Consider the following 25,697-nt stretch of genomic DNA (forward strand, 5'->3'; position numbering starts at 1 on the left):
GCGGATCCACCGCGTGCGAGGTGTCGGCCAGGATGATGACCATCACCCGGCGGTTGCGGTTGCGGCCCTGCGCGCTGTCGTTCTCTTCGCGCGGGCGGAACTGGCCATAGCCGACCATCGCCAGTCGCGACGGCTGCACGCCCTGGTCGGCGAACAGGTGCACCACGCTGGCTGCGCGTCCGGCTGACAGCTCCCAGTTGGACGGGAAGGTGGCGGTGGCGATCGGCACGTTGTCGGTGTGGCCTTCCACGCGCACGCTGTTGGGTACGTCGCGCAGTACCTCGGCCAGGCTGGCCAGGGTCTGCCGCGCGTGCACGTCCAGCGCGGCCGAGCCGGTCGGGAACAGGATGTCGCTGTTGATCTCGACTTCGATCCACAGTTCGGTGCGGCGCACGCTGATCATGCCGCGGTCGATCAGCGGCGCCAGCGCGGCGGTGAGGCGGTCGGCGATGCGGTTGAGCTGGCGCTCGGCGCGCGCGATCTGTTCCTGGTTGTGTACCGAGACCGGCATGCGCATCTGCGAGGCCATCGACGGCAGCAGGGTTGGGTCGTGCGAGGGCGCCGGTGCGGACGGGCCGACCTTGGTGCCGGACTTGATCACCGACGGGCTGTCCCAGCCGCCGCCCTGCACCTGCTTGTTGCCGACCTGCACCGGATTGATCGTGCGCGGCGCGCCACCGAAGGCATCGGTGAGCGCGTCGGCCATGATCCGGTACTTGCCCTCGTTGACCGAGGAAATCGCGTACATGACCACGAAGAAGGCGAGCAGCAGCGTCATCAGGTCGGCATAGGGGATCGCCCATGCTTCATGGTTGGCGTGCTCTTCGTGGTGCTTGCGGCGGGCCATGTCAGTGCAGGAAGCCGGAGAGGTTGGTTTCGATGTTGCGCGGGTTCTCGCCCTGGGCGATCGAGATCAGGCCCTCGATGACCATTTCGCGGTCGCGCGTGTTGTGCGAGATCACGCTCTTGAGCTTGGCGGCGATCGGCAGGAACAGCAGGTTGGCCGAGGCGATGCCGTAGATCGTTGCGGTGAACGCAGCCGCGATGCCGTGGCCGAGCTTGCTGGGGTCGGCCAGGTTCTTCATCACCGCGATCAGGCCCAGCACGGCGCCGATGATGCCGAGCGTCGGTGCGTAGATGCCCATCGCTTCGAAGACCTTGGCACCGGCCTGGTCCTGGTGTTCCTGGCTGCCCAGTTCGATTTCCAGCATGTGCCGCATCGATTCGGGCTCGACGCCGTCCACCAGCAGCTGCAGGCCCTTGCGCAGGAACGGGTCCTGCTGTGCTTCCACCTGCGATTCCAGGCCCAGCAGGCCCTGGCGGCGGGCGATGTTGCTCCACTCGACGATCTGCTGGATCAGCTCGCGGCGATCACTGTGCGGCGGGCGCACGACCCAGCGCACGATCTTGAACGCATGCTTGAACACCGCCGGCGAGGTGTGCAGCAGGATCGCGGCGACGGTGCCGACGATGACGATCACGAATGCCGCAGGCGACCACAACGACGCCAGGCCGGCGCCCTTGAGGATGCTGCCACCGACCAGCGAGGCCAGGGCGAGAAAGAGTCCAATGAGGCTGAGTCTATCCATGGATCCGGTATCGGCTTGTATGAATGGGACTTGAGACACCGGTACGGGCTACTGGTGCGACTTCACAGTTTTTCGGGTTCAGCAAGCGGGTCAGTCGTGCGGGCTGCGCAGGCCGTCCACATCCAGGATCAGCGCCATGCGACCATCGCCGATCAAGGTGGCACCGGCGTAACCGCGTAGGCCGCGCAGGGCTTTCGGCAGCGGCTTGATGACCACTTCCTCGCGCCCGCGCACCTGGTCCACGACCAGGCCGAAGCGCGCTTCACCGGCCTGCAGCACCACGATCGTCAGCAGGGTCGACGCAGCGGGCGTCACATCCAGCCACTGGCGCAGATCGACCAGCGGCAGCGTGTGCGACCGGCGGTCGAGCACGGCGCGGCCATCGAACCAGCCCAGCGAGGTGGGCGGTGCGTGCAGCACTTCCATCACACGCGCCAGCGGCAGCGCATAGACGTCCTCGCCGGCCTGCACCAGCAGGGTCGGCAGGATCGCCAGGGTGAGCGGCACGCGGATCAGGAAGCGGCTGCCGCGGCCGAGCTCCGACTGGATCTGGATCTGGCCACTCAGCTCGCGGATGCGCGACTGCACCACATCCATGCCAACGCCGCGGCCGGAAATATCCGTGACCTGCTGCTTGGTCGAGAAGCCGGGCAGGAACACCAGGTGCAGGCACTCCTCGCTGCTCAGGCGGGCGGCGGCTTCCGGATCGATCAGGCCCTTCTCGCGCGCCTTCGCACGCAGCTTTTCCGGATCGATGCCGGCGCCATCGTCCTGCACCTCGATGCTGACGTAGTCACCTTCCTGCTGTGCCGACAACCGCACATGGCCCATCCGTGGCTTGCCCTGTGCTTCGCGCAGGTCGGGCATTTCCACGCCATGGTCGATGGCATTGCGGACCAGGTGCACCAGCGGGTCGGCCAGCGCTTCGACCAGGTTGCGGTCGAGCTCGGTCTCGGCGCCGATCAGCTCCAGGTCCACTTCCTTCTTCAGCGAGCGGGCGACGTCGCGGGCGACCTTGGGGAAGCGCGAGAACACCTTGCCCACCGGCTGCATGCGGGTGCGCATCACCGCCGACTGCAGGCGCGCGGTGGCGATGTCCAGGGTGGACACGGCGCGGTCCAGTTCTTCGTCGCGCAGGCGCGCACGCAGGGTCTTGAGCCGGTTGCGCGACAGCACCAGTTCGCCGATCAGGTTGACGATCGCATCCAGGCGCTTGGTGTCCACGCGCACGGTGTGTTCGGCTTCGGCCAGCGGCTTGGCGGCCGGCTTGGCCGCCGGTGCCGGTGCGGCCGCCGGGCGCGGGGCGGCGATCGGTGCCGGTGCTACCGCAGCCGGAGTCGCAGGCTTGGCGCCAGGTGCGGCGCCACCGTGCAGCTGGTCGAGCAGGGCTTCGAACTCGTCTTCGCTGATCAGCCCGTCGTCGGCCTTCTTTGCCGGCGCCACCGCAGTCGGTGCGTTGCCGCCGTGCAGCTGGTCGAGCAGGGCCTCGAATTCGTCGTCGGTGATCAGGTCGCTGCCGCCCGCAGCGGGTGCTGCTGCGGCAGCGGGTGCAGCCACGGCACCGCCATGCACGTCGAACTGGGCGATCAGGTCCGGCGGTGCATAGCCCGGCTCGGTGCCGGTAGACACGGCATCCAGCATCGACTGCAGGTAGTCCAGCGATTGCTGGGCGGCATCGAAGTGATGGGCCTGCAGCACGGCCTGGCCGGCACGTGCTGCGCCCAGCGCTTCCTCAGCGGCGTGGCACAGCTCGACCATGGCGGTGACGCCGAGGAAGCCGGCACCGCCCTTGAGCGTGTGGTAGCCCCGGAACACCGCGTTGAGCTGTTCGGTGTCCTGCGGTGCCTGCTCCAGCGACACCAGCTGTTCGCCGAGGCGATCCAGGATTTCCTGTGCCTCGATGATGAAATCGGCAGTGATGTCGTCGGATACCGCGCTCATACTTACAGCCCCAGATCCGACAACAGGTCGTCGGCGTCGTTCTGCGAGACCGCGTGGCGGTCCAGTCCCTTCAGTGCCGGCCCGGCCAGTTCCGGGTCGGTGCGATGCTGTTCCGGCGGCAGGCCGAGCGCGCCGAAGCCTTCGTGCACGCGGCGGACGATGCCCACCACGCGACGGATGATCTGCCCGGTCAGGTCCTGGTAGCTCTGGGTCAGGGCGATCTCGGTGAGGTTGTGGCGGATGCGCTCGAGCTGAGCGTCCTGGCCCGGCTGCAGGCCTTCGGCGCGCAGCTCTTCGGTCAGGCTGCGGCATTCCTCGGCCAGGTCCAGGGTACGGTGGGTGGCCTGTTCGGTCATCGCCACCACGTGGTCCAGGCGTGCGCAGGCATCGTCCAGTTCGCCGGCTTCGCTGGGCACGGTCGGCAGCTCACCCAGGGCCTGCCCCAGCTCGCGGGCCAGCCGCGAGAGGCCGCTCATCATCGGCTGCGTGCGCAGCGCGACCAGTCCGTCGATGCGTTGCCGCCACGCGGCTTCGTCGCCGGACTCCAGTGCGTCCAGGGCCTCCTGCAGGCGCAGGGCGAGGGCATTTTTGTCGACCGTGGTATCCATCAGGCGCTGGCCGCCAGGCGTTCGAAGATCTTGCCGAGCTTTTCTTCCAGCGTCTGCGCGGTGAACGGCTTGATGATGTAACCGTTCACGCCGTTCTGGGCCGCTTCGATGATCTGCTCGCGCTTGGCTTCGGCGGTGACCATCAGTACCGGCAGGGTCTTCAGCTTGGCATCGGCACGGATCGCCTTGAGCAGTTCGATGCCGGTCATCACCGGCATGTTCCAGTCGGTGACGACGAAATCGAACGGCTGGCTCTGCAGCAGCGACAGCGCGGCATGCCCGTCCTCGGCTTCGGCGGTGTTGGTGAAGCCCAGATCGCCCAGCAGGTTCTTGACGATTCGACGCATGGTCGAGAAGTCGTCGACGATCAGGATGCGCATGTTCTTGTTCAAAGCAGAGTTCCTTTGTTGTTCATTCCGGGTGGCCGGGGGCAGCCGCCTCGGGGATGTTCATTCTTCCAGGCCGGCGTCGACGGCCTCGAATATCTTCAGCCGGCCGCGCAGGCGCAGCACGGCCTGGCCGTGGATCTGGCAGACCCGCGATTCGCTCACGCCGAGCACCGCGCCGATCTCCTTCAGGTTCAGCTCCTGCTCGTAGTAGAGCGAGAGCACCAGCTGTTCGCGCTCAGGCAGGTGGCCGATGGCCTTGCCCAGTTCGCGGCCGAACTCGCCACGCTCCAGCACCTGCTGCGGGGTTGGGCCACCCTGGGCGACGGTGTCCAGCTCGCCCTGGTCTTCGATGCGCGACTCCAGGCTCAGCACCTGGCCACGTGCGGCGTCTTCCATCAGCCGCAGGTATTCGGGCAGCGGCATCTCCATCGCGGCGGCGACTTCGGTGGCGCTGGCGGCACGGCCCGTGCTCTGTTCCAGGCGGCGGATGGTGGCGGCGGCATCGCGGGCACGGCGGTGCACCGAGCGCGGCACCCAGTCGCCACGGCGGATCTCGTCGATCATCGAGCCGCGGATGCGGATCGAAGCATAGGTCTCGAACGAGGCGCCCTGGTCGGCGTCGTAGCTGCGCGAGGCTTCGATCAGGCCCATCATGCCGGCCTGGATCAGATCGTCGACTTCGACGCTGGCCGGCAGGCGTGCGGCCAGGTGGTGGGCGATGCGCCGCACCAGGTCCGAGTGCTGGGCGATGACCTCGTTGGCCGCCGAGCGCTGGACTTCCCTGTACTGGGCTGCGCCTTTCATGCGGCCACCCCGCGCTGCTTGAGGATGCGTTCGAGGAAGAACTCGACACCGCCTCGCGGTTCGGTCGGTGCCTGCCAGCGTGCGGTGCGGCGCGCGATCTCGGTGATCGCAAGCGCCGAAGGGCTGGACGGATAGGCCTTCACCACCGGCTGCTGGCGCTGCACCGACAGGCGCAGCCAGTCATCCTGCGGCACGCAGCCCAGGTAGTTCAGCGAGACATCGGCAAGGAACTTCTCGCAGACGCGGGTCAGCTTCTCGTACAGCACGCGACCCTCGTTCGGGTCGCGCACCATGTTGGCCACCACCTGGATGCGGTCCACGCCGCGCTCGCGCGACAGCACCTTGATCAGTGCGTAGGCGTCGGTGATCGAGGCCGGCTCATCGCAGACCACCACCACGGTGTCCTGCGCGGCCTGGCAGAAGGTCAACACGCCGTCGGTGATGCCGGCGGCGGTATCGACCACCATGATGTCCAGCTCGCGTTCCAGTTCGGAGAACACGTTGACCAGGCCGACATGCTCGGCCGGGGCCAGCTCGGCCATGTGGCGGCGGCCGGATGCGGCCGGGACCACCAGCACGCCGTTCGGGCCTTCGACGATGACGTCGTCCAGCGAGCAGCGGCCGGCAACCAGGTCGGCCAGGGTAAAGGTGGGGTTCAGCCCCAGGATCACGTCGATGTTGGCCAGGCCGAGGTCGGCGTCCAGCAGCAGCGTGCGCTTGCCCATGCCGGCCAGCGCCACGGCCAGGTTGGCCGACACGTTGGTCTTGCCCACGCCGCCCTTGCCGCCCGTCACGGCAATGGTGCGCACAGGGCCGAGCGGCTCGCTGCGGGTGGCCGACAGCGGGAAGGTCTTGGTCAGCTTGGCGTACTCACGCGACGGCATGGTTCAACTCCGGGTTGCAGGGCATATCGGCCGCTCGGCGCAAATCTTCAAGGCGAAGTACAAGATTGGCTGCACTGGCCCGGTGCAGGTCCTCCGGGACGTCCTGGCCATCGGTCACCCAGGTGATCGGCAGGGCGTGGTCCACGGCCACCGACAGGGCGTTGCCGAAGCGGCCGGTCTCGTCCAGCTTGCTCAGCACCAGCCCCTGCAGGTTGGCCGCACCGAACCGGCGCACCACCTCGTCCATGTCGCCGAAGCTGGTGTTGGCCGGCAGCACCAGCAGGGTGCGGACCTGGCGCGCGGCGCGCAGCCACTGCAGCTGGGCAGCCAGGGCGCGGTCGCGCGGGCCAAGGCCGGCGGTATCGATCAGCACCAGCTTGTAGTCCTTCAGGCGTTCCAGCAGCTGGTCCAGGTCGGTGCCGCTGTTGGCCTCGTGCACGGCGATGCCGAGCTGGCGGCCGTAGCCATACAACTGCTCGCGGGCGCCGATGCGGGTGGTGTCGGTGGTGACCAGGGCGACGTCACGCGGCGCGTGCTTCTCGGCGAAGCGCGAGGCCAGCTTGGCGATGGTGGTGGTCTTGCCGGCGCCGGTCGGGCCCACCAGAGCGATCACGCCGCCTTCTTCCAGCGGGTCGACCGGGGCGATCGGCAGCTTGCGCGAAATCAGCCCCAGCATCAGGCCGCGGCCGCGGTGGGCCTCGGTCTCCAGCGGGATCTGCATGGCCACGTCGCGGGCCAGGCCGGCATCGAAGCCATATTCGTCCATCAGGTCCAACGCGGTGGCGCGCACCGGGCAGCCACGCAGGCGCTCGTCGGTGAAGCGGTTCATCTCGCGCTCGATCACCTGGCGCATGCCGGCCACTTCCTGGCGCAGCTGGCGGATCTCGGCGTCGTCCTGGGCGACCACGGTCAGCGTCGGTGCCGGGGCCAGCACCGGGGCCGGGCTGGCCTCGACGACGGCTTCGACCGCTGCCGGTTCGCTGGCGGTGATCCCGGGCTGTGCATCGGTCACGGCAGCGGTCGGCAGCGGTGGCGGCTGCACGGCCGCCGCCGCGCTTTCGTGATGCGCCTCGTGCGGCGGGTCGATCTGGAAGCGGGCGCGGTTGGCCGGCGTGGCGCTGGCGGGTGCCGGTGCGACGATGGCGTCGGCGAACGGGGCGAAGACCTGGTCCGGCAGCGCCGGTTCGTTGACGACGGCACGCGCCAGGGTGGCGGCGAAGCCGGTGCTGCCGCGGGTCGGCACGATCTCGTCGGCGCTGTCCAGGGTGCGGCCGGTGGCACCGACGGCGGCGCGGGCGAGGGCAGCCACGGCCGAGGTGGTGGCGGCCACCGGTTCCGGCGCCGGGGTGTTGCTGCGGCGACGGGTGACGGCGGCGATCACCGCGTCGGCGGCGGTGCGCGGCTTCGGCGCCGGCGGCGGAGCGATGTCACGACGCGAGGCTTCCAGTGCACGCTGCACAGCGCTCTCATCGTAGTTGGCGGCGGCGACGATCTCGATGCCTTCCTCGATCCGGCGGTTGGACAGGATCACGGCGTCAGGACCATGTTCCTTGCGCACGAGGTTCATGGCCGAGCGCATGTCGGCGGCGACGAATCGTTTGATTTTCATGCTGTGGTCACGGGGCGAAGACGGCGGGGTGGCGGTCGGGGAACTCGGGTGGTCGGTGGTCTGCACGGTGCGGGTTCCCCTTGGTATCTGTCTGCTGCGTTGGTTCGAAAGTGGTGTCTGTTTTCTGGCGCATCGGAGGGCGGCGTCAGCTGATCGTTCCGACCAGCTTCAGGCGCTTGTCCTCCGGCACCTCGCTGTAGGCCAGGACCGACAGCGACGGAACGCTGTGGCGGACCAGGCGGGCCAGCGCGGCGCGCACCGGGCCAGGTACCAGCACGACCGCGGGCTCGTTGCGGGCTTCCTGCTTGCTGACACATTCGGCCAGGCTCTGGTGCAGTCGTTCAGCGAGTCCGGGTTCCAGCGCGGCGCCGTTGCCCTGCGTGGACTCCTGCAAGACACGTTCCAATTGCGGGTTGAGGGTGAACACCGGCAGCTCCGCCGACATTCCGGCGATCTCCTGCACGATGAAGCGGCCCAGCGCGGTGCGCACGGCGGCGGTCAGCACGGCCGGGTCCTGGCTGCTCGGAGAGTGTTCGACCAGTGCTTCGGCGATCTTGCGCAGCTGGCGGATCGGAATGCGCTCGACCAGCAGGTTCTGCAGCACGCGCACCACCGCCGACAGCGGCAGCGCCTTCGGCGTCAGATCTTCGACGAGCTTCGGCGCGCTCTTGGCCAGGTTGGCCAGCAGGTGCTGCACTTCTTCGTGGCCGAGCAGTTCCGGCGCGTGCTCGCGGATCAGGTGCGACAGATGGGTGGCGACCACGGTGGCCGGATCGACCACGGTGTAGCCCAGCGTTTCGGCCTGGGCGCGCTGGTGCGGCTGGATCCAGGTGGCATCCAGGCCGAACGCGGGGTCCTTGCCGGCGATGCCGTCCAGTGCACCGAGCGCACTGCCCGGGTCCAGCGCCAGTTCGCGATCAGGGTGGATCTCGGCGGTGGCCACCGGCACGCCATGCACCAGCACGCGGTAGCCGTTGGCAGGCAGTTCCAGGTTGTCGCGGATGTGCACCGACGGGATCAGGAAGCCGACATCCTGGGTCAGCTTGCGCCGCACGCCCTTGATGCGCGCCATCAGTTCGCCGCCCTGGTTGCTGTCCACCAGCGGAATCAGCCGGTAGCCGACCTCCAGGCCCAGCGGATCGACCGGGCGCAGTTCGTCCCAGCTCAGTTCGGCGGTCGGTGCCGGTGCCGCCGGGCGGCCGAGTGCGTTGAGTGCGGCAGCGTCGCCGCTCGTGGCCGCAGCATTGGCTGCCGGTGCCTTCTCCTTGCGGTACAGCTTCCAGGCGATGAAACCGAGGATCGCCGCCAGCGTCAGGAAAGCGACGTTGGGCATGCCCGGCACCAGTCCGACCAGGCCGAGGATGCCGGCGGTGATCGCGAGCGCGCGGTACTGGCCGAACACCTGGCCGGTCATCGCCTGGGCCATGTCCTGCGAGCGCGATGCGCGGGTAACCAGCATCGCCACGGCGCTGGAGACCAGCAGGGCCGGCAGCTGCGCCACCAGTCCGTCACCGATTGACAGCAGGGTGTAGGTGGCAGCGGCGTCGCCGAACGGCATGCCATGCTGCAACACGCCCACGGCCAGGCCGCCGAGCATGTTGATGAACAGGATCAGGATGCCGGCGATGGCGTCGCCGCGGATGAATTTGCTTGCACCGTCCATTGCGCCGTAGAAGTCGGCTTCCTCGCGGACTTCCTCGCGGCGCAGCTTGGCCTCTTCGCGCGTCAGCAAACCGGCGTTGAGGTCGGCGTCGATCGCCATCTGCTTGCCGGGCATGGCGTCGAGGATGAAGCGCGCGGTCACTTCCGAGACGCGGCCGGCGCCCTTGGTGATGACCACGAAGTTGATGATGGTCAGGATCGCGAACACCACGATGCCGACCGCGTAGTTGCCGCCGATCACGAATTCGCCGAAGGCAGCGATGACCTTGCCCGCGGCGTCGTGGCCATTCTGGCCGTTCAGCAGGATCACGCGGGTGGAGGCCACGTTCAGCGCCAGCCGCAGCATGGTGGTGATCAGCAGCACGATCGGGAAGATCGTGAAGTCCAGCGGGCGCTTCACGTAGACCACCGCCAGCAGCACCATCAGCGAGATGGCGATGTTGAAGGTGAACAGCGCATCGAGCACCGGCGCGGCCAGCGGCACCACGACCATGGCCAGCAGGGCCAGCACGATCAGCGGCGCGCCAAGGCCCTGGCGGATCATCTCCAGGGCGCGGCGGGTGTTGAAACCGGCGGAGGGCTGGGCGCTCACGGGCGGCCTCCCTTGCCGAATTCATCCACCTGGATGTGCGGGGCGTCCGGCATCGGGCCAGTGCGCCAGGCGCGCAGCTGGTAGACGTAGGACAGGACCTGGGCGACGGCCGAATACAGTCTCACGGGGATTTCCTTTCCGAGTTGGCCTTCCCGATACAAGGCGCGTGCCAAAGGCGGGGCGGAGACGATCGCGACCTTGTTGCCGTCGGCCACTTCACGGATGCGCAGGGCGGTCTCGTCCACGCCCAGGGCGACCACGGTGGGGGCGTTCATGGCGCCGCCCTCGTACTTCAGGGCTACCGCATAGTGGGTCGGGTTGACCACCACCACGTCGGCGGTGGGCACCGCTTCCATCATCCGGCGGTTGGCCATCTGCTGCTGCAGCTGGCGGATGCGGCCCTTCACCTCGGGGCTGCCCTCGCTTTCCTTCATTTCCCGGCGCAGCTCTTCACGGGTCATCTTCAGCTTGCGCATCCAGTTCCAGCGCTGGTACGGCGCATCGATGGCGGCCAGCACCAGCATCGCGCCGGCGGTGGCCAGCAGCAGGCGCAGGGTGAAGCCGAGGCCGTCGGTGATGGCGGTCTCCAGCGGGTGGTGGATCAGCCCGCGCAGGGTGTCGAAGCCGGTCCAGACCACCAGTCCGGCGGCCACGCCGACGAAGGCCACGCGCAGCAGCGATTTGGTGAACTCGGCGATGGCTTCCGGACCATACAGGCGCTTGAGCCCGCTCATCGGGTTCATGCGGTTGATGTCGGGCAGCAATGCCTTCTGCGACCAGCGCAGGCCGCCCATCACCAGCGGGGCGACGAAGCTGGCCAGCAGGCAGACCAGCACCAGCGGCGCGATCACCAGCATGAACTGCAGCAGCAGGTCGCCGAAGTGGCCGAACAGTTCCTTCGGGTTCTGCCGCAGGCTCTGTTCCGGGCTGAGCGCGTGCTTCATCCAGGCCGTGGCGCCACGGCCGATCGAGCCGCTCATGGCCATCACCGCCAGCACGCCGGCGCCGAACACGGCGGCGGTGCCAAGTTCGCGCGAGCGCGGCAGGTTGCCCTGTTCACGGGCATCGCGCAGGCGTTTTTCGGTAGGTTGTTCGGTCTTTTCGCCGGCGGATTCGTTCTCGGACATCACGGGCACTGCGGCAGGGGATGCCCCGGGGCGTGCAAGAAGTGTTCCGTGACCGGGCCCATCGCAGGTAGCGCCGGGCCATGCCCGGCGGAATCAAGGGCCGCGCTGGGCGCTCGCCGGGCATGGCCCGGCGCTACCCCGGGGGCCGGTCCTGCGGGCTCTGCGCCAGTTCCACCCGAGGCCGGGGCAGGTCGTGCAGTTGCATGAAGCGGGGGGCATCGACCGGGCGGCCAAGCAGGTAGCCCTGCAGGAAGTCGCAGCCCAGGCGCTCCAGGTAGGCGCGCTGGGCGGCGGTTTCCACGCCCTCGGCCACGATGTCCATGTCCAGCGCATGGCCCAGTGCCACGATCGCCGAAACGATCACCACGTCCTCGGCGCTGTGTTCCAGGTCGCGCACGAACGCATGGTCGATCTTGATCTCGGTGGCCGGCAGCCGCTTCAGGTACAGCAGGCTGGAATAGCCGGTTCCGAAATCATCGATGGAGATGCCCACGCCCAGCGCCGATAGTGCCTGCAGCAGGCGCAGGCTGGTGTCGGTGTCGCGCATCACCGTGCTTTCGGTGATCTCCAGCACCAGGTGGCGCGGGGGGATGCCATGGCGCTCGATCACCTCGCGCACATCCTGCAGCAGGTGTGGCGAGCTGAACTGCACCGGCGACAGATTTACCGACATCGACCAGCCTTCATGCCCGGCGTCGTGCCAGCGCCGCAGCTGCTGGCAGGCCTGGTCCAGCGCCCAGCGCCCGATCTCGTTGATTGCGCCGCTGCGCTCGGCCAGGCGGATGAAACGATCCGGCGGGATCAATCCCTGCTCCGGGTGTCGCCAACGGATCAGTGCCTCGGCTCCAGCCACCTTCTGCGTGGCCACGCGGATCTTGGGTTGGTAGTTGAGGAACAGCTGTTCGCTGCCGATTGCCCGGCGCAGGTCGGCAAGCAATCGGAACTGTTGCTCGGCGCTGTCGTTCATCCAGTCGGCGAACAGTACGAATGCGTTGCGCCCCGATTCCTTGGCCTGGTACATCGCGGCATCGGCGAAGGCCATCAGTTGCCGCTCGCTGGCGGCGTGGTCCGGGCAGATCGCCACACCGATGCTGGCGGTCACCTGCAGTTCGTTGTCCGGCAGCAGGGGGCCGCTGCCGACCGCCTGCAGGATGCGCCGGGCCAGGGTCGGCAGGTCTTCATCGTGCTCGATGCGCACCACCAGCACGAACTCGTCACCGCCCAGCCGTGCCAGCATATCGTGAGGGCGCAGCAGCTGGCGGGTGCGCTCGGCCACCGCCACCAGCAGCGCGTCGCCGGCCTGATGGCCATACGCATCGTTGACCTGCTTGAAGCCGTCCAGGTCCATGAACATCACCGCGAAACGGCTGCCGCCCTGTTCGGCCTCGGCCAGCGCCTGCACAATGCGACGCTGCAGCAGCAGGCGGTTGGGCAGGCGGGTGAGCGGATCATGCAGCGCGGCCTGGGTCAGTTCCTGCTGGGCGTCTGTCAATGAGGTGCTCAGCATGGAGTTGCGCAGCCGCAGCAGTTGCGCTTCCACGCGCTGGTCCAGCCATGAGACCACCAGCACCACGGCCAGGATCGCCACGGTCAGCACCACCACCAGCATCGCCAGCCACTCGTTCTGCAGGCCATCGCCGACCGCCGCACCGCAGATGCTGCCTTCCGGGAAGCGCGCGGCGGCCATGCCGGTGTAGTGCATGCCGACGATGGCCAGACCAAGCAGGCCGGCCGCGGCCAGGCGATCACCGATGCGGGTGCGCTGGGCGCGCAGGCGGAACGCCACATACAGGGCCGTCCACGAAGCCGCGACTGCCACCATCAGCGAAAACAGCAGCCAGCCCGGGTCGTAGTCGATGCCCGGCTGCATGCGCATGGCCGCCATGCCGACGTAGTGCATGCCGGCGATGCCGGTGCCCATCAGCAGCGCGCCGCCGGCCAGCCGCGGATGGGGCAGCGTGCGCAGCGAAACCAGCCACAGCGCGAACACCGACGAGGCGATGGCGAGCGCAAGCGAAAGCAGCGTGATGGGAAGGTCGTAGCCGAGCGGAATGGGCAGGTCGAAGGCCAGCATGCCGATGAAGTGCATCGACCAGATGCCCAGGCCCATGGCGAAGCCACCCCCCAGGCGCCACCACCAGGCGGCGCCCTTGCCGGGTGCGGTCACCGTGCGCCCAGCCATCGCCAGCGCGGTGTATGAGGCCATCACGGCGACCAGCAGCGAGATCACCACCAGCCACGGGTTGTACGTGCCTACCAGCATTCGTCAGTCTCCCGGACCTGCCTGTCGACGGAAACTACGGTGGGGCATGCATGAGGCAGGCAGACGCAGGGCGCCGGCCACGTGCGGCATCCCCCCGGTTGCCGCGCATTCACTCTAACGCGCAGACCGGGGGGGACTTCAAGCGGCAATTCGTGATGATCGGGTCAGTGTGTGACCGCGTCCGCAGCCTGGAAGGCGGCGTCGAACAGGCGCTGTACCGGCGGCCCCATTTCCCCGGCCAGCAGGGCCAGCAGGAACAGGCCCAGCAGCAGCGAGACCGGCAGGCCCAGCTGGATCGGATTCAGCGCAGGCGCGGCGCGCGCCAGCACGCCGAAGGCGAGGTTCACGGCCAGCATCGCCACGGTGAGCGGAATGGCCAGCGTCAGCGCGCCACGCAGCACGGTCAGCAGGAAGGTCGGGGCGATGCTGAAGAAGGCGTGCGGGTCCGGCAGCGGGGCGCCGATCGGCAGTGCGCGGTAGCTGTCCACCAGCAGCGAGATCAATGCGAGGTGACCGTTGGCGGTGAAGAACAGCAGTCCGAACAGCAGGTAGAACCACTGGCCGATCACACCCGAGGTGCCGCCGCGCAGCGGATCGCTCATCTGCGCGAAGGCCAGGCCGGTGCCCTGGGCGATCAGTTCGCCGGCCATCGCACCGGCTTCGAACACCAGCCGCAGCATGAAGCCGATGGATACGCCGATGGCCAGTTCGCGGGCGATGGTCAGCACGGTGGCGGCGTCGAAGCCGGTCCAGTCCGGTACCGGTGGCAGCAACGGCGCCAGTGCAATGGCCAGTGTACCGGCCAGTACCACGCGCACCCGCGACGGTACCGCGCGGGTCCCGACCATGGGCATGGCCATGGCCACCGCACCGATGCGCAGCATGGTCCACAGCACGGTGCCGATCATGCCGAAGGCCTGCAGGCCGTCGGCAGCCATCTGGGTGGCGGCGTCCATCGAAGCGCGTGTCCTAGCCGATCAGATGCGGAATGCGCTGGAACAGCAGCGTGGTGAATTCAACCAGGTGGCCGATCAGCAGGCTGCCCAGCGCGAACAGCACCGCGGTCAGCGCTGCTGCCTTGGCGACGAAGGCGATGGTAGGTTCATTGAGCTGGGTCGCGGCCTGCACGACACCGACCACCACGCCCACCACCAGTACGGTGAGCAGCAGCGGGCCGGCCACCCACAGCACGGTGATCAGGCCGCCACGCAGTTCGGTCAAGGCAAGTTCGGGAGACATTCGGGTTCCATCTGCTCATGTAGCGCCGAGCGCATGCTCGACTGCGCTTTACGGGGAAAATCAGGCCGGATTGAAGCTGGCCGCCAGCGTGCCCACGGTCAGCACCCAGCCATCCACCAGCACGAACAGCAGGATCTTGAACGGTGCCGACACCAGCATCGGCGACAGCATCATCATGCCCATCGACATCAGCACGCTGGCCACCACCAGGTCGATGATCACGAACGGGATGAAGATCAGGAAGCCGATCTCGAAAGCGGTCTTCAGTTCGCTGGTCACGAACGAGGCGACCAGCACCGGGAACGGGATCGCATCGGGGCTGGCGTAGGTGCCGTGCCCGGCGATGCCGGCGAAGGTCATCAGGTCGGTCTCGCGGATCTGCGCCAGCATGAACCCGCGCAGCGGCTGCGTGGTCAATGTCCAGGCGGTCTGGAAGTCGATGTCACCGTTGAGATAGGGCGCCATGCCGGTGCTCCACGCCTTGTCCCAGGTCGGCATCATCACCATCGCGGTGAGGAACAGGGCCAGGCCCAGCAGTACCTGGTTGGACGGCGTCTGCCCGGTACCCAGCGCCTGGCGCAGCAGGCCCAGCACAATGATGATGCGGGTGAACGAGGTCAGCACCAGCAGCATCGACGGGATCAGGGTGATCGCGGTCATCAGCAGCAGGGTCTGCAGCGGCAGGCTGACCGGCGCGCCTCCGATCTTGCCGACGTTGATGTCCGGCAGCGGGGTGGTCGGTGCGCCGGGCGCGGCGAACGCCAGTGCCGGCAACAGGCACAGGGCGAGCATCAGCAGCCACGGCATCAGGGTGGCAGGACGGGTACGGGTGACACGCATGTCAGGGATCCTTGCGCAGCCGCTGCTGCAGCAGCTGGGCGAAATTCGGCAGGTTCTTGAAATCCGGCACGCGCACCGGCGCCGGTGGCGGCAAGGGTTCGGGCAGGGTATGCAGGGTGTTGATGCCGCCGGCGGTGACGCCCAGCAGCAGTTGCTGGCCGTTGACCTCCACCACCACCACGCGCTCCTTGGCGCCGACGCTGAGGCTGGCCACCAGCTTCATGCCTTCGGCAGGGCGGAAGCCGCTGCCGGGCATGCGCTTGAGCAACCAGCCCAGGCCGATCACCAGCGCCAGCACCGCCAGCAACGCCAGCACCGCACCGAACAGGCTGGGTGCAGCGGCCGCGTGCTGGCCGACCTGTGGGCCGATCGGCGCGGCGGTCTTGCCGACCGCCAGCAGGGTGGAGGCCAGCAGGCTCAACGCAGTCTCCGGATCCGCTCGCTCGGGCTGACCACGTCGGTCAGGCGCACGCCGAAGCGGTCATTGATCACCACCACTTCGCCGTGGGCGATCAGGGTGCCGTTGACGAATACGTCCAGCGATTCGCCGGCACCGCGCTCCAGTTCCACCACCGAACCCTGGTTGAGCTGCAGCAGGTTGCGGATCGGCAGGCGGGCACGACCGACTTCCAGAGACAGGGTCACCGGCACGTCGAGGATCACGTCCAGGTTCAGGTCCGGACCGTTCGCCTCATCGGCCTGCAGGCTGCTGAACTGGGCCGGGGTCGGTTCGAGGGCGTCGATATCGTTCATTGCGGGTCTTCCTGGATGACGGGTACGCGCGGGCGGGTGCCCGGCGGATGGGTAGCGGTGATCTTCACGGCGTTCATGCCGTTGGCGATGCCGAACTCGCCGGTGAATACCGGGATGTTCTCCACGCACAGCGGCACCTGCGGGCTCAGGTCGATCGGCAGGATGTCGCCGACCTTCAGCTGGGTCAGGTCGCGCAGGGTCATGCGCTTGCTGGCCAGTACGCTGGACAGGGTGACTTCGGCGATGTTGAGCTGTTCACGCAGGGTCTTGCCCCAGCTCTCGTCGCGGTCGTTGCGGTCGCTCTGGATGCCGGCGTCGAGCAGTTCGCGGATCGGTTCCAGCATCGAGTAGGGCAGGGTGACGTGGATGTCGCCGCCACCGCCGTCGAGCTCGACGTGCAGGCGGCACACCACCACGTACTCGCGCGGCGTCACGATGTTGGCGAAATGCGGGTTGATCTCCGAGTTGATGTACTCGAAGTCGACGTCCATCACTGGTGCCCACGCTTCGCGCAGGTCGGCGAAGGTCTGCTTCAGCAGCAGGTGGATCACCCGCATTTCGGTGGCGGTGAATTCGCGGCCCTCGATGCGGGTGGGGTAGCGCCCGTCGCCGCCGAAGAAGTTGTCGACGATGGCGAACACCAGGGTCGGCTCGAACACGATCAGGCCGGTACCGCGCAGCGGCTTGAAGCGGATCAGGTTCAGGTTGGTCGGCACATACAGCGAGTGCATGTAGTCGTTGAACTTGATCAGTTCGATGCCGCGCACCGACAGCTCGGCCGAGCGGCGGATCAGGTTGAACAGGCCGATCCGCCACAGGCGCGCGAAGCGCTCGTGGACCATTTCCAGGGTCGGCATGCGACCACGGATGATGCGGTCCTGGCTGGCGAAGTCGTACGAACGCGCTTCGCCTGACGGGGGCTCCGCATCGGTCTCGACCGCGCCACTGTCCACGCCGTGGAGCAGGGCATCGATCTCGTCCTGGGACAGCAGATCATTCATCGGTGGGCCCTTACTGGGTCACGAAGCTGGTGAACAGCAGATCGTCGGCGCCGTTGCTGCCGGTCTCGGCCTTGAGCACTTTCTGCACCTCGGCCAGCGAAGCGGCCTGCAGCTTCTGCTTGCCGGCGACATCGGCGATCTGGTCCGGGCTGACCTGCGAGAACAGCATCAGCAGGCGCGCGCGGATGGCCGGGGCATGGGTCTTGATCGCTTCCAGCGCGGCCGGGTCGCGGGTCATCAGCTGCACTTCCAGCTGCAGGTAGCGCGGGCCGTCGAGCGGGCCGTTGAGGTTGACCACGAACGCCGGGTCCAGCGCGAAGTACTGTGCCGGGGCCGGGGTGGCACTCTTCTTCGGCGCCTGCGCGGTCTTCTCTTCGTGCTTGGACTGGGTGAAGAACCACACGCCGCCACCAGCGGCAGCGGCGGCCAGTACGGCCACCAGTGCGGTGATCAGGATCGGACTACGCGGCTTGGCGGCCTTGTCCTTCTCGGCGGTCTTCTTGGTTTTGTCAGCGGCTGCGGCCACGGGGTGAAGCTCCTGAGGGTTGCTTCACCGGGATATGCAAGGGGTGTGCCGAAGGCGGGGCAGAGGGGTGCGACGGAATTCCGTCGGAGGCCTGCGTCGGTAGCGCCGGGCCATGCCCGGCGGAAGATATCCGCGCTTCGCGCTCGCCGGGCATGGCCCGGCGCTACCGCGGTCAGGCGTAGGCGTCCAGCAACCCGCGCTGGCGGATCAACTGCGCGGACGACACGCTGGCATCGCCCGGCGACGGTTCTCCGTCACCGGCCATGCCGCCGCCACCGGCCTGGCCCGACCCATTGCCGTCACCGCCGGGCGCCTGGTGGCCGACATCGGCGTGGGCCAACTGGAAGCCCTGTTCGCCCAGCAGCTCGCGCAGGCGCGGCAGGCTGCTTTCCAGTGCCTGGCGCACGTCCACGTGCGGGCTGCTGAAGCTGGCATGCACCTTGTCGCCGTTCAACTGCAGGCGCACATCAACCGGGCCCATGTCGTCCGGGCTCAGGCGGATGTGGGCGTGGCCGATCTTCTGGTCGGCCAGCCAGCCCAGGCGCGCACCGATGGCCTGATCGAAACCATCGTCACCCAGCACGGGCTTCGGCGTGGGTTCGCCATTGAAGATCGCATTGCCGGTGGCCAGCGCGGCCTTCAGGTCCTGTACGGCGGCCGCGGCCGGTGCATGCAGCAGCGGTGCACTGGCGCGGTCGCCGAGGGCGGCTACGTCGCTGCCTTCGCCACGCTCGCTGCGCTTGCCGGGCAGGATCATCTCCGGCAGTGGCAGTGCGGTGGCATCGTCAGTGCTGGTCGCCGTCAGTTTGCTGTCGGGGGCCACTGGGGCTGCAGTTCCCGCTGCTGGCGCGGCTGCAGGCAGTGTCGGGGTCGCGGCGGGGGTAGTGGGCAGCGCCGTACTGTCGCTGGCCAGTGATGGTGCAGCGGTGCCCGGCAGAGCGACGGCCGGATCGGCAGGCGCCGGCATCGCCAGCACCAGGCCGGCCAGGCCGAGCGGTGGCCACGGGGCGTCCTCGGTCGCTGCGGGCGTGTCCTTGTCGGTGCCGGGTCCAGCCGGGGTCAGGGCAACGGGGGGCGGCGGCAGCGTTTCAGCGGTTGTCGCTTCGGCGTCGGCGCTGCGTTCGCCCGGTGCCTGGCCACTGCTGTCGGCGGTCGACGGCTGGCTTGGCGTGGATGGCGTCTGCGTCGGCGTCGTGGCGCTGCCGGAAGGCGCCGGCGCGGAGGGCGCACCGCCCTGAAGCAGCTGGCTGAAGTCCTTTCCGCCTTCGCTGCGCGAGGCGCGCGCGGCACTGTTGCTGGTGGCGGGCGTGGCCGTGTTGGCACTGCTGGCGAGCGGGGCGGGCATCACGAGCGGCCTCCCTGCTCGGCGCCGTCCTGGTCTTCGGCCTGCACCAGGCGTGCACGCCGCGCACCAATGTCGTCCATCTCGCGCTGGTCGCGGCGGTCGGTCACCACCTTTTCCTGCGCGCGGTAGCTGGCGGCCAGCTGCTCCAGCACCGCCTTGTCACGGCTGGCCAGGATCAGGCGGGCGCGCTCGGCCTCTACCTTTTCGCGGTTACCGTTGACCGTGGCCTGCTGCTGCTCGACCGCACTGTCCAGGCGATCAAGGAAGGCGCGGCGGTTCAGCAGTTGCGCCGGGCTGGTCGCTGCCATCTGCGCGTTCGCGTACTCCTCGGCATAGCGGCGCAGTTCGTCCAGTCGCGATAGATGGGTGTCGAGCACGCGCTGGCGTTCGGCCAGGTCGCGGGCGACCGCGTCCTCGTGTTCCTGGGCCCGCTTGAGCAGGGGATCGATGCGCTTGGACTGGTTCATGGCTTAACTCTCTTGTTCCACCAGGCGCTGCAGCGCCGCCTGGCTGTGCGGGAGATCTGCGGCCTTGGCAACGTCCTGGCCGAGGAACTCCATGATTTCCGGCCAGCGTTCCAGGGCTTCGTCGGTGGCCGCGTCGTTACCACGCTGGTAGGCACCGATCGCGATCAGGTCACGGTTGGCCGAGTAGGCCGAGACCAGCCGCTTCAACTTGCGGATGCGCAGGCGCCACGGTTCGTCAGCGATTTCCGTGACCACGCGGCTGACCGACGATTCGACGTCGATGGCCGGGTACAGGCCGCTGTCGGCCACGCGGCGCGAGAGCAGGATGTGGCCATCGAGGATCGCGCGCGCGGCGTCCGCGATCGGATCCTGCGGATCATCGCCTTCGGTCAGCACGGTATAGAACGCGGTGATCGAGCCGCGGCCCTTGGCGCCGTTGCCGGCGCGTTCGACCAGCGCCGGCAGCTTGGCGAACACCGACGGCGGGTAGCCGCGGGTGGTCGGTGGTTCGCCGACCGACAGGCCGATCTCGCGCTGCGCCTGCGCGAAGCGGGTCAGCGAGTCCATCAGCAACAGCACGTTCAGGCCCTGATCGCGGAACCATTCGGCAATGGCGGTGGCGCGGTAGGCACCGTGCAGGCGTGCCAGCGGCGGCCGGTCGGCGGGGCTGGCGACCACCACGGCGCGGCGAAGTCCTTCCTCGCCCAGCGTGGTTTCGACGAAATCGCGCACTTCGCGGCCACGTTCACCGATCAGGCCGACCACGATCACGTCGGCGGCGGTGTAGCGCGTCATCATGCCCAGCAGCGTCGACTTGCCGACGCCGGAGCCGGCGAACAGGCCGACACGCTGGCCGCGGCCGATCGGCAGCAGCGCGTTGATCGCGCGCACGCCCACGTCCAGCGGCTGGGTGATCGGTTCACGCGCCAGCGGATTGATCGAGACGCCGGCCATGCCGACATGGCCTTCGGCGCGGATCGGGCCCTTGCCGTCCAATGGCACGCCGTCGCTGTCGATGACACGGCCGAGCAGGCCTTCGCCGACTTCCACGCCACCGCGTCGCGCCGACGGTACCACCCGCGCATTGGGCAGCAGGCCGTGCAGTTCGGCGCTGGGCATCAGGTAGGTGCGCTCGCCGGCGAAGCCGACCACTTCGGCATCGACCCAGCCACCATCAACCACTTCCACCTTGCAGCTGGCGCCGAGCGGCGCCTCGCAGCCGACCGCTTCCAGGGTGAGCCCGACCGCGCGGCGCAGCACGCCCTCGCGGATCAGGCCGCGACCATGCGCGGTGTCCACGCGCAGGCCATCCAGGCGGCTGGCCAGGCGCAGGTTGCGGGCCACGGCCCAGTCGGCCGCTGGCGCCGGTTGCGGCGCGGCTTGCGATTCCGGGCTCATGCGCCTGCTCCGGTCTGGCGGATCACCGCATCCAGCGCGCCGCGCAGGCGGGCTTCCAGGGTGCCGTCGATGCGCACCGCTTCAGCGTGCACGCGCAGGTCGCCACGGCTGAGGCTGGTATCGGGTACCAGGCGCTGCGCCGGCGACAGGTTCAGCAACGGGGCGAGCGCGGCGATGTCATCCGGGTGCAGCCGCACTTCCACCTCGCGGGTGCTGCCGCCGACCGCGTCGATCGCCTCACCGACCAGCTGTGCCAGCAGTGCCGGCTCGGCTTCGTAGGCGCGGCCGACCAGCGCGCCGGCGATGCGCACGGCCAGTTCGCCAAGGGCGCCGACCACTTCGTTCTCCAGCCGCACCAGCGGCCGGCTGAAGTTGTCGAGGATGCCTTCGATCTGCGCGGCGAGGCGACGCACCTCGGCCTGGCCCTGGCCGTAGCCGTCGGCATGACCCTGATCGAACCCTTCCTTCTCGGCGCTGTCCTGGATCGCCTGGATCTCTTCCAGGGTGGGCAGCTGCAGCGGCGGCTCCGGTTCGTGTTCCGGGTCCGGCTCGGTGAGTTCGAACGCATCCTCCTGATCCAGCGCCGGTTCGGGCTGGGCCAGCAGGTCCGGGGCAAGCCAGCGCACGACGTTGCTCACAGCATGGCCTCCGCGCTGCCACCGATGGTGACGGTGCCTTCATCGGCCATGCGCTTGACGATGGCCAGGATCTCGCGCTGCGCGCCTTCCACGTCGGACAGGCGCACCGGGCCGCGGGCTTCCATGTCTTCCAGCAGGATTTCGGCCGCGCGCTGCGACATGTTGCGGGTGATCTTGTCGCGCACCTTGATGTCGGCACCGCGCAGGGCCAGGCCCAGGCGCTCGCCGCTCACTTCGCGCAGCACCAGCTGCATCTCGCGGTCGTCCAGGTCGACCAGGTCGTCGAACACGAACATCAGGTCCTGGATGCGGTTGCTCAACGGCGCGTCGATACGGGCGATCTCGCCCAGGATCGCCTGGTCCTGGCCGCTGTCCATGAAGTTGAGGATGTTGGCCGCGCACTGCACGCCGCCGATGTTGGACGACTTCAGGTTCTGGTTGCCGGCGAACTGTCGTTCCATGATCTCGTTGAGTTCATTGAGCGCGTTCGGCGGAATGCCGTCGAGGGTGGCGATGCGCAGCAGGACATCCACGCGCGTGCGGTCCGGCAGCAGCTTCAGCGCATCGGCGGCCTGGTCGGTTTCCAGGTGCGCCATCACGATGGCGATGATCTGCGGGTGCTCGTTGCGCACCAGGTCGGCCACCGCCCGCGGGTCCATCCACTTCAGTGCGTCCAGGCCGGTGGTGTTGCGGCCGAGCAGGATGCGGTCGATCAGGTTGCCGGCCTTCTCGCTGCCCAGCGCCTGCACCAGCATGTTGCGGATGTAGTCGTCCGAGCCGACGCCCAGCGAGGTCTTCGAGCCCAGCTCCTGGCCGAACTGGTCCATCACCCGTTCCACCTGCTCGCGGGTGATGTCGGTCATGGTGGCCATGGCGATGCCGATTTTCTGCACCTCCTTGGGTTCCATGTGGCGCAGCACTTCGGCCGCGTCCAGCTCACCCAGCGAAAGCAGCAGTACGGCGGCGCGCTGCACGCCAGTCAATGCGGCCTCAGTCATTGGCCACCCAACCCTTGACCACCTGGGCCACGCGCTTGGAGTCGGTCTTCACGGCTTCACGCGCCATCCGCAGTCGTTCCTCATATGAATCCACCGGCAGGGCCAGCGTATCCGGCCCGCCCAGGCTGGCCCGGTCGGCACCCAGCGCCGGCAGCGGCAAGCCATCGTCATCGACCAGTTGCACGTCCGCGGTGTGCGGTTCCAGTGCCTGTTCGTCGTTCTTCCTGTTCTGGCCGGTGATCGCGCGCAGCGCGGGGCGCAGCACGCCGAACAGCAGTGCCAGCACCACCACGGCGCCCAGCAGCATGCGGCCGGCATCGTGCACCCACGGCAGTTCCCACCAGGCCGGGCCTTCGACCGGCGTGGTGTCACGCACGAACGGGGCATTCATCACCGACACGGTGTCGCCACGCTCGGCGTTGAAGCCGACGGCCTGCTTGACCAGCGCCTCGACGCGGGTCAGTTCGGCGGCTGACAGCGGCTGCGGTGCGACCTTGCCGTTGGCACCGGCGCGCGGCACGTTGTCCACCAGCACCGCCACCGACACGCGCTTGATGCGGCCGGCCGGCTGGCGGGTGTGCTGCAGGGTGCGGTCCAGCTCGTAGTTGCGGGTCGCGTTCTTGCTGCTTTCGGTCGGGGTCTGCGCGGTGGCCGGTGCGGCCTGCTGGCCCGGCGGGCTGTTGCTGGTCGCGCCCGGCACGCCCTGCGGGCCCGGCGTGCTGGTGGTGTTCTCGCTCATCTGCTCGCTGCGCAGCTTCTGCGGCTCACCGTTGTAGAGCTCGCGGGCTTCCTCGGTCACCGAGAAGTCCATGTCCACGCTCACTTCCGGGTTGACGCGGCCGGGGCCGGTCATCGGTTCCAGCAGTTCGCGGATGCGCTGGTTGAACGAGGTTTCCTGGCGGCGCACCTGCTCGAACTGGGCCGCGTTGACCGCAGCCTCGCTGTTCGGGTCGGTGATGCTGAGCATGCGCCCACTCTGGTCGACCACGGTCACCCGTTCCGGGGCAAGGTCCGGAATGCTGGCGGCGACCATGTGCACGATGGCATCCACCTGGCTGCGTTCCAGCTGCTGGCCGCCACGCAGTTCCAGGGTGACCGAGGCGCTGGCCACGTCACGCTGGCGGGTGAAGGCGCTGGGCTTGGGAATGGCCAGGTGCACGCGTGAATCACGCACCGGGCGCAGCGTGTTGATGGTGCGCGACAGTTCGGTTTCCAGTGCATGCTGGTAGCGCGCGCTTTCCACGAACTGGCTGACGCCGAAGCCGGGGTCGCGTTCCATCAACTCGAAGCCGAGCTTGCCGCTGTCGGTCAGGCCGGAGCCGGCCAGCTTCAGGCGGGCGTCGTGCAGGTTCTTTTCCGGCACGGTGATGCCACCGGTGGCCGGGTCAAGCGCGAACGGAATCTGCGCGGCGCGCAGCAGGTCGGTCGCTTCAGCGGTCGCCTTCTGGTCCAGGCCGGTGTACAGCGGCACCATGCCCGGCTTCTGCGACCAGAAGAACACGGACAGGCCTGCCGCCACCGCCACCGCGATCATCGCCATCAGGCCCAGCCGACGGGTGATCTGCAGACTCTGCAGGCGGTCGAACCATTGCCCGGCCTTCTCGGCGTTCAGGCTGTCCTTGGAGAGCGTCAGTGCCATGCGTCAACGTTCCTTACAGCGGCATGTTCATCACGTCCTGGTAAGCCTGGACGAGACGGTTGCGGACTTCCACGGTGGCGCGGAAGGCGATCTGGGACTGCTGGGAGGCGACCATCACCTTGGCCAGGTCGGCGCTGGGGTCGCCCATTTCGAAGGCCTTGGCGAGGGCGCCGGACTTCTGTTGTGCATCGTTGACGCCGGCAATCGCACCACGCAGGGTTTCGGTGAAGCTGGCCGGCTGCACCTGCGGCGCATCCAGCACCGTGCCCGGCAGGGCATTGCTGCGCGGCGTTTCGCCCAGCGGGTTGAGCGCCGGCTGTCCCATCTGGGTCTGATAGGAGCGGATCTGCGAAAGGATCGAAGTGACGGAGTGGGACATCTGCAACGGTTCCAGAAACAGGGGATGGGGTTGTCTGCTGGAGCAGGTGCAAGTGCCGTGCCGAAACCGGTTTTCGATTCAGTGAAGTGAGGGTTGTGGGTGTGCTGGCAGGGCTGCGCCCTGCTCCCGCCGAAGCAACGTCAACGGCGGGCCATCCGTGGGGTGGTGGGGTGGGTCCGGTTGCGGGGGACGCTGCAAGTCCCCCTCCGGGGCCCGGCCCAGCCGCTGGCGGCTGTGCGTTCGGGCGCTTGCGAAGCGGTGCTTCGCATGCGGCTCACGCCCCTGCAACCGGACCCACCCCGCGTTCGACAGTTTCCCGCTGCTGCTGGAGCGGCAGGAGCTGCTCTCGGTGGGTGTCGACCTTGGTCGACACGCTCTGGTCGGCACGGGGTCGGATCCCGTTGCGGCGCAACGGACTTTGACCCCATTGGAGGCGCCATTTATCCGGCGTCGGTTTTCTGGCCTACGGCTGCAGGGTCCAGCGGCCGGAATTCTGGCGCTGGCGCGGTGCGATGGGGCCGTCGTGCTGGGTGTAGATGAAGCGGCCCTGGCGGTCGCCAAGGCAGGTCAGCAGCAGGGTGTAGCGGGCCGGTCCTTCGGGATGGGCTTCGGTCATCTGGATTTCCCCGATATGCGGGGCCAGGCGCTGGTAGCGGTAGCTGCCGCCGATGCGGAGGTCGGTGCCGAGGATGTCCAACACGTACTGGTTGTTGTCAAAGCTGACCTGGACCATGCGTCCGGCGTTCGGATTGTCTTGCGCGTACAACGGGTCGCTGATGTTGGTGAACTGGCGTTGGTCCAGCGTGGTGGGAAGGGTGCAGGTGGCGGCGGTGGCGATTGCCGGGAAGAGCAGGGTGGCGATCAGAGTAAGGCGATGCATGGTGGAACCTCCTTGGGATGTCCTTGCCATGCTCCGCAGTGCGGCCGTGCTGTCTCTAGGAAAACGTGCAAATGCAGTGGGGTCGGATCCCTTTCCGCAGGAAAGAGAGCTGACCCCGGGCGCCAC

General features: G+C 68.2%; 25 protein-coding genes and 1 pseudogene. All 26 read right to left on the reverse strand.

Going from position 1 to position 25,697, the window contains the following annotated elements; translation table 11 throughout:
• Position 1 precedes the first annotated feature (1 nt).
• Positions 2 to 847 (reverse strand): annotated as a pseudogene (motD, locus tag CCR98_RS09935) (flagellar motor protein MotD); the annotation flags it as partial.
• 1 nt (position 848) lies between these two features.
• Positions 849 to 1,589: a flagellar motor protein gene (locus CCR98_RS09940; RefSeq protein WP_005409527.1), complete on the reverse strand. Its 741-nt coding sequence runs from the start codon at positions 1,587 to 1,589 to the stop codon at positions 849 to 851.
• Positions 1,590 to 1,679: 90 nt separating this feature from the next.
• Entirely contained in the window at positions 1,680 to 3,530 is a 1,851-nt protein-coding gene (locus CCR98_RS09945; protein WP_087922468.1) for a chemotaxis protein CheA, read from the reverse strand.
• Positions 3,531 to 3,532: 2 nt separating this feature from the next.
• Positions 3,533 to 4,138 (reverse strand): protein phosphatase CheZ, encoded by a 606-nt coding sequence (locus CCR98_RS09950; RefSeq protein ID WP_087922469.1) that lies wholly within the window; start codon positions 4,136 to 4,138, stop codon positions 3,533 to 3,535.
• Complete coding sequence (gene cheY, locus CCR98_RS09955) at positions 4,138 to 4,530, reverse strand: chemotaxis response regulator CheY (protein WP_005413247.1); 393 nt, start codon at positions 4,528 to 4,530, stop codon at positions 4,138 to 4,140. Before cheY ends, CCR98_RS09950 begins: the two co-directional genes overlap by 1 nt.
• A 57-nt stretch (positions 4,531 to 4,587) precedes the next feature.
• The gene (locus CCR98_RS09960; RefSeq protein WP_049443479.1) at positions 4,588 to 5,331 is read right to left on the reverse strand and encodes an RNA polymerase sigma factor FliA; all 744 of its coding nucleotides are present in this window, start codon (positions 5,329 to 5,331) and stop codon (positions 4,588 to 4,590) included.
• Complete coding sequence (locus CCR98_RS09965; protein WP_005416424.1) at positions 5,328 to 6,215, reverse strand: P-loop NTPase; 888 nt, start codon at positions 6,213 to 6,215, stop codon at positions 5,328 to 5,330. Before CCR98_RS09965 ends, CCR98_RS09960 begins: the two co-directional genes overlap by 4 nt.
• The gene (flhF, locus tag CCR98_RS09970; RefSeq protein WP_087922470.1) at positions 6,202 to 7,824 is read right to left on the reverse strand and encodes a flagellar biosynthesis protein FlhF; all 1,623 of its coding nucleotides are present in this window, start codon (positions 7,822 to 7,824) and stop codon (positions 6,202 to 6,204) included. The genes CCR98_RS09965 and flhF overlap by 14 nt, the downstream gene beginning before the upstream one ends.
• Before the next feature lie 145 nt (positions 7,825 to 7,969).
• On the reverse strand, positions 7,970 to 10,030 hold the full coding sequence (gene flhA / locus CCR98_RS09975; RefSeq protein ID WP_198361086.1) for a flagellar biosynthesis protein FlhA: 2,061 nt from the start codon (positions 10,028 to 10,030) through the stop codon (positions 7,970 to 7,972).
• A gap of 44 nt (positions 10,031 to 10,074) precedes the next feature.
• On the reverse strand, positions 10,075 to 11,205 hold the full coding sequence (gene flhB / locus CCR98_RS09980; protein WP_014037101.1) for a flagellar biosynthesis protein FlhB: 1,131 nt from the start codon (positions 11,203 to 11,205) through the stop codon (positions 10,075 to 10,077).
• 133 nt (positions 11,206 to 11,338) lie between these two features.
• The gene (locus CCR98_RS09985; protein ID WP_087922472.1) at positions 11,339 to 13,468 is read right to left on the reverse strand and encodes a bifunctional diguanylate cyclase/phosphodiesterase; all 2,130 of its coding nucleotides are present in this window, start codon (positions 13,466 to 13,468) and stop codon (positions 11,339 to 11,341) included.
• Between the two features lie 164 nt (positions 13,469 to 13,632).
• Positions 13,633 to 14,424, reverse strand: coding sequence for a flagellar biosynthetic protein FliR (gene fliR, locus CCR98_RS09990; RefSeq protein WP_014037103.1), 792 nt, complete (start codon positions 14,422 to 14,424; stop codon positions 13,633 to 13,635).
• 13 nt (positions 14,425 to 14,437) lie between these two features.
• On the reverse strand, positions 14,438 to 14,707 hold the full coding sequence (locus CCR98_RS09995; RefSeq protein WP_005413254.1) for a flagellar biosynthetic protein FliQ: 270 nt from the start codon (positions 14,705 to 14,707) through the stop codon (positions 14,438 to 14,440).
• A gap of 60 nt (positions 14,708 to 14,767) precedes the next feature.
• Entirely contained in the window at positions 14,768 to 15,547 is a 780-nt protein-coding gene (gene fliP, locus CCR98_RS10000) for a flagellar type III secretion system pore protein FliP (RefSeq protein WP_087922473.1), read from the reverse strand.
• A gap of 1 nt (position 15,548) precedes the next feature.
• Positions 15,549 to 15,968, reverse strand: a complete 420-nt coding sequence (fliO, locus tag CCR98_RS10005) for a flagellar biosynthetic protein FliO (protein WP_014037105.1) — start codon at positions 15,966 to 15,968, stop codon at positions 15,549 to 15,551.
• Entirely contained in the window at positions 15,965 to 16,300 is a 336-nt protein-coding gene (gene fliN / locus CCR98_RS10010; RefSeq protein ID WP_005409543.1) for a flagellar motor switch protein FliN, read from the reverse strand. The genes fliO and fliN overlap by 4 nt, the downstream gene beginning before the upstream one ends.
• Entirely contained in the window at positions 16,297 to 17,301 is a 1,005-nt protein-coding gene (gene fliM / locus CCR98_RS10015) for a flagellar motor switch protein FliM (RefSeq protein ID WP_014037106.1), read from the reverse strand. Before fliM ends, fliN begins: the two co-directional genes overlap by 4 nt.
• Positions 17,302 to 17,311: 10 nt before the next feature.
• Positions 17,312 to 17,827, reverse strand: a complete 516-nt coding sequence (locus tag CCR98_RS10020; protein WP_087922474.1) for a flagellar basal body-associated FliL family protein — start codon at positions 17,825 to 17,827, stop codon at positions 17,312 to 17,314.
• A gap of 172 nt (positions 17,828 to 17,999) precedes the next feature.
• Positions 18,000 to 19,172: a flagellar hook-length control protein FliK gene (locus tag CCR98_RS10025; RefSeq protein ID WP_087922475.1), complete on the reverse strand. Its 1,173-nt coding sequence runs from the start codon at positions 19,170 to 19,172 to the stop codon at positions 18,000 to 18,002.
• A complete protein-coding gene (gene fliJ / locus CCR98_RS10030; RefSeq protein ID WP_005416437.1) occupies positions 19,172 to 19,639 on the reverse strand; it encodes a flagellar export protein FliJ in 468 nt (155 codons plus the stop codon). The genes CCR98_RS10025 and fliJ overlap by 1 nt, the downstream gene beginning before the upstream one ends.
• Before the next feature lie 3 nt (positions 19,640 to 19,642).
• On the reverse strand, positions 19,643 to 21,037 hold the full coding sequence (locus CCR98_RS10035) for a FliI/YscN family ATPase (RefSeq protein ID WP_087922476.1): 1,395 nt from the start codon (positions 21,035 to 21,037) through the stop codon (positions 19,643 to 19,645).
• Positions 21,034 to 21,675: a FliH/SctL family protein gene (locus tag CCR98_RS10040; protein WP_087922477.1), complete on the reverse strand. Its 642-nt coding sequence runs from the start codon at positions 21,673 to 21,675 to the stop codon at positions 21,034 to 21,036. Before CCR98_RS10040 ends, CCR98_RS10035 begins: the two co-directional genes overlap by 4 nt.
• Complete coding sequence (gene fliG / locus CCR98_RS10045; protein ID WP_024958226.1) at positions 21,672 to 22,658, reverse strand: flagellar motor switch protein FliG; 987 nt, start codon at positions 22,656 to 22,658, stop codon at positions 21,672 to 21,674. Before fliG ends, CCR98_RS10040 begins: the two co-directional genes overlap by 4 nt.
• A 7-nt stretch (positions 22,659 to 22,665) precedes the next feature.
• Positions 22,666 to 24,312, reverse strand: coding sequence for a flagellar basal-body MS-ring/collar protein FliF (gene fliF / locus CCR98_RS10050; protein ID WP_087922478.1), 1,647 nt, complete (start codon positions 24,310 to 24,312; stop codon positions 22,666 to 22,668).
• Positions 24,313 to 24,325: 13 nt separating this feature from the next.
• Entirely contained in the window at positions 24,326 to 24,691 is a 366-nt protein-coding gene (fliE, locus tag CCR98_RS10055; protein ID WP_014037113.1) for a flagellar hook-basal body complex protein FliE, read from the reverse strand.
• A 463-nt stretch (positions 24,692 to 25,154) separates the two neighbouring features.
• Positions 25,155 to 25,571, reverse strand: coding sequence for a hypothetical protein (locus CCR98_RS10060; protein ID WP_087922479.1), 417 nt, complete (start codon positions 25,569 to 25,571; stop codon positions 25,155 to 25,157).
• Positions 25,572 to 25,697: the final 126 nt, after the last annotated feature.

Source organism: Stenotrophomonas sp. WZN-1, assembly GCF_002192255.1.
GTDB lineage: Bacteria > Pseudomonadota > Gammaproteobacteria > Xanthomonadales > Xanthomonadaceae > Stenotrophomonas.

Bases quoted from the DNA above. Each gene is read 5' to 3' on its own strand.
- CCR98_RS09940 (WP_005409527.1), bottom strand. From the start codon at position 1,589: ATGGATAGACTCAGCCTCATTGGACTCTTTCTCGCCCTGGCCTCGCTG.
- CCR98_RS09945 (WP_087922468.1), bottom strand. From the start codon at position 3,530: ATGAGCGCGGTATCCGACGACATCACTGCCGATTTCATCATCGAGGCA.
- CCR98_RS09950 (WP_087922469.1), bottom strand. From the start codon at position 4,138: ATGGATACCACGGTCGACAAAAATGCCCTCGCCCTGCGCCTGCAGGAG.
- CCR98_RS09960 (WP_049443479.1), bottom strand. From the start codon at position 5,331: ATGAAAGGCGCAGCCCAGTACAGGGAAGTCCAGCGCTCGGCGGCCAAC.
- CCR98_RS09965 (WP_005416424.1), bottom strand. From the start codon at position 6,215: ATGCCGTCGCGTGAGTACGCCAAGCTGACCAAGACCTTCCCGCTGTCG.
- flhF (WP_087922470.1), bottom strand. From the start codon at position 7,824: ATGAAAATCAAACGATTCGTCGCCGCCGACATGCGCTCGGCCATGAAC.
- flhA (WP_198361086.1), bottom strand. From the start codon at position 10,030: ATGATCCGCCAGGGCCTTGGCGCGCCGCTGATCGTGCTGGCCCTGCTG.
- flhB (WP_014037101.1), bottom strand. From the start codon at position 11,205: ATGTCCGAGAACGAATCCGCCGGCGAAAAGACCGAACAACCTACCGAA.
- CCR98_RS09985 (WP_087922472.1), bottom strand. From the start codon at position 13,468: ATGCTGGTAGGCACGTACAACCCGTGGCTGGTGGTGATCTCGCTGCTG.
- fliR (WP_014037103.1), bottom strand. From the start codon at position 14,424: ATGGACGCCGCCACCCAGATGGCTGCCGACGGCCTGCAGGCCTTCGGC.
- CCR98_RS09995 (WP_005413254.1), bottom strand. From the start codon at position 14,707: ATGTCTCCCGAACTTGCCTTGACCGAACTGCGTGGCGGCCTGATCACC.
- fliP (WP_087922473.1), bottom strand. From the start codon at position 15,547: ATGCGTGTCACCCGTACCCGTCCTGCCACCCTGATGCCGTGGCTGCTG.
- fliN (WP_005409543.1), bottom strand. From the start codon at position 16,300: ATGAACGATATCGACGCCCTCGAACCGACCCCGGCCCAGTTCAGCAGC.
- fliM (WP_014037106.1), bottom strand. From the start codon at position 17,301: ATGAATGATCTGCTGTCCCAGGACGAGATCGATGCCCTGCTCCACGGC.
- CCR98_RS10025 (WP_087922475.1), bottom strand. From the start codon at position 19,172: ATGCCCGCCCCGCTCGCCAGCAGTGCCAACACGGCCACGCCCGCCACC.
- fliJ (WP_005416437.1), bottom strand. From the start codon at position 19,639: ATGAACCAGTCCAAGCGCATCGATCCCCTGCTCAAGCGGGCCCAGGAA.
- CCR98_RS10035 (WP_087922476.1), bottom strand. From the start codon at position 21,037: ATGAGCCCGGAATCGCAAGCCGCGCCGCAACCGGCGCCAGCGGCCGAC.
- fliF (WP_087922478.1), bottom strand. From the start codon at position 24,312: ATGGCACTGACGCTCTCCAAGGACAGCCTGAACGCCGAGAAGGCCGGG.
- fliE (WP_014037113.1), bottom strand. From the start codon at position 24,691: ATGTCCCACTCCGTCACTTCGATCCTTTCGCAGATCCGCTCCTATCAG.
- CCR98_RS10060 (WP_087922479.1), bottom strand. From the start codon at position 25,571: ATGCATCGCCTTACTCTGATCGCCACCCTGCTCTTCCCGGCAATCGCC.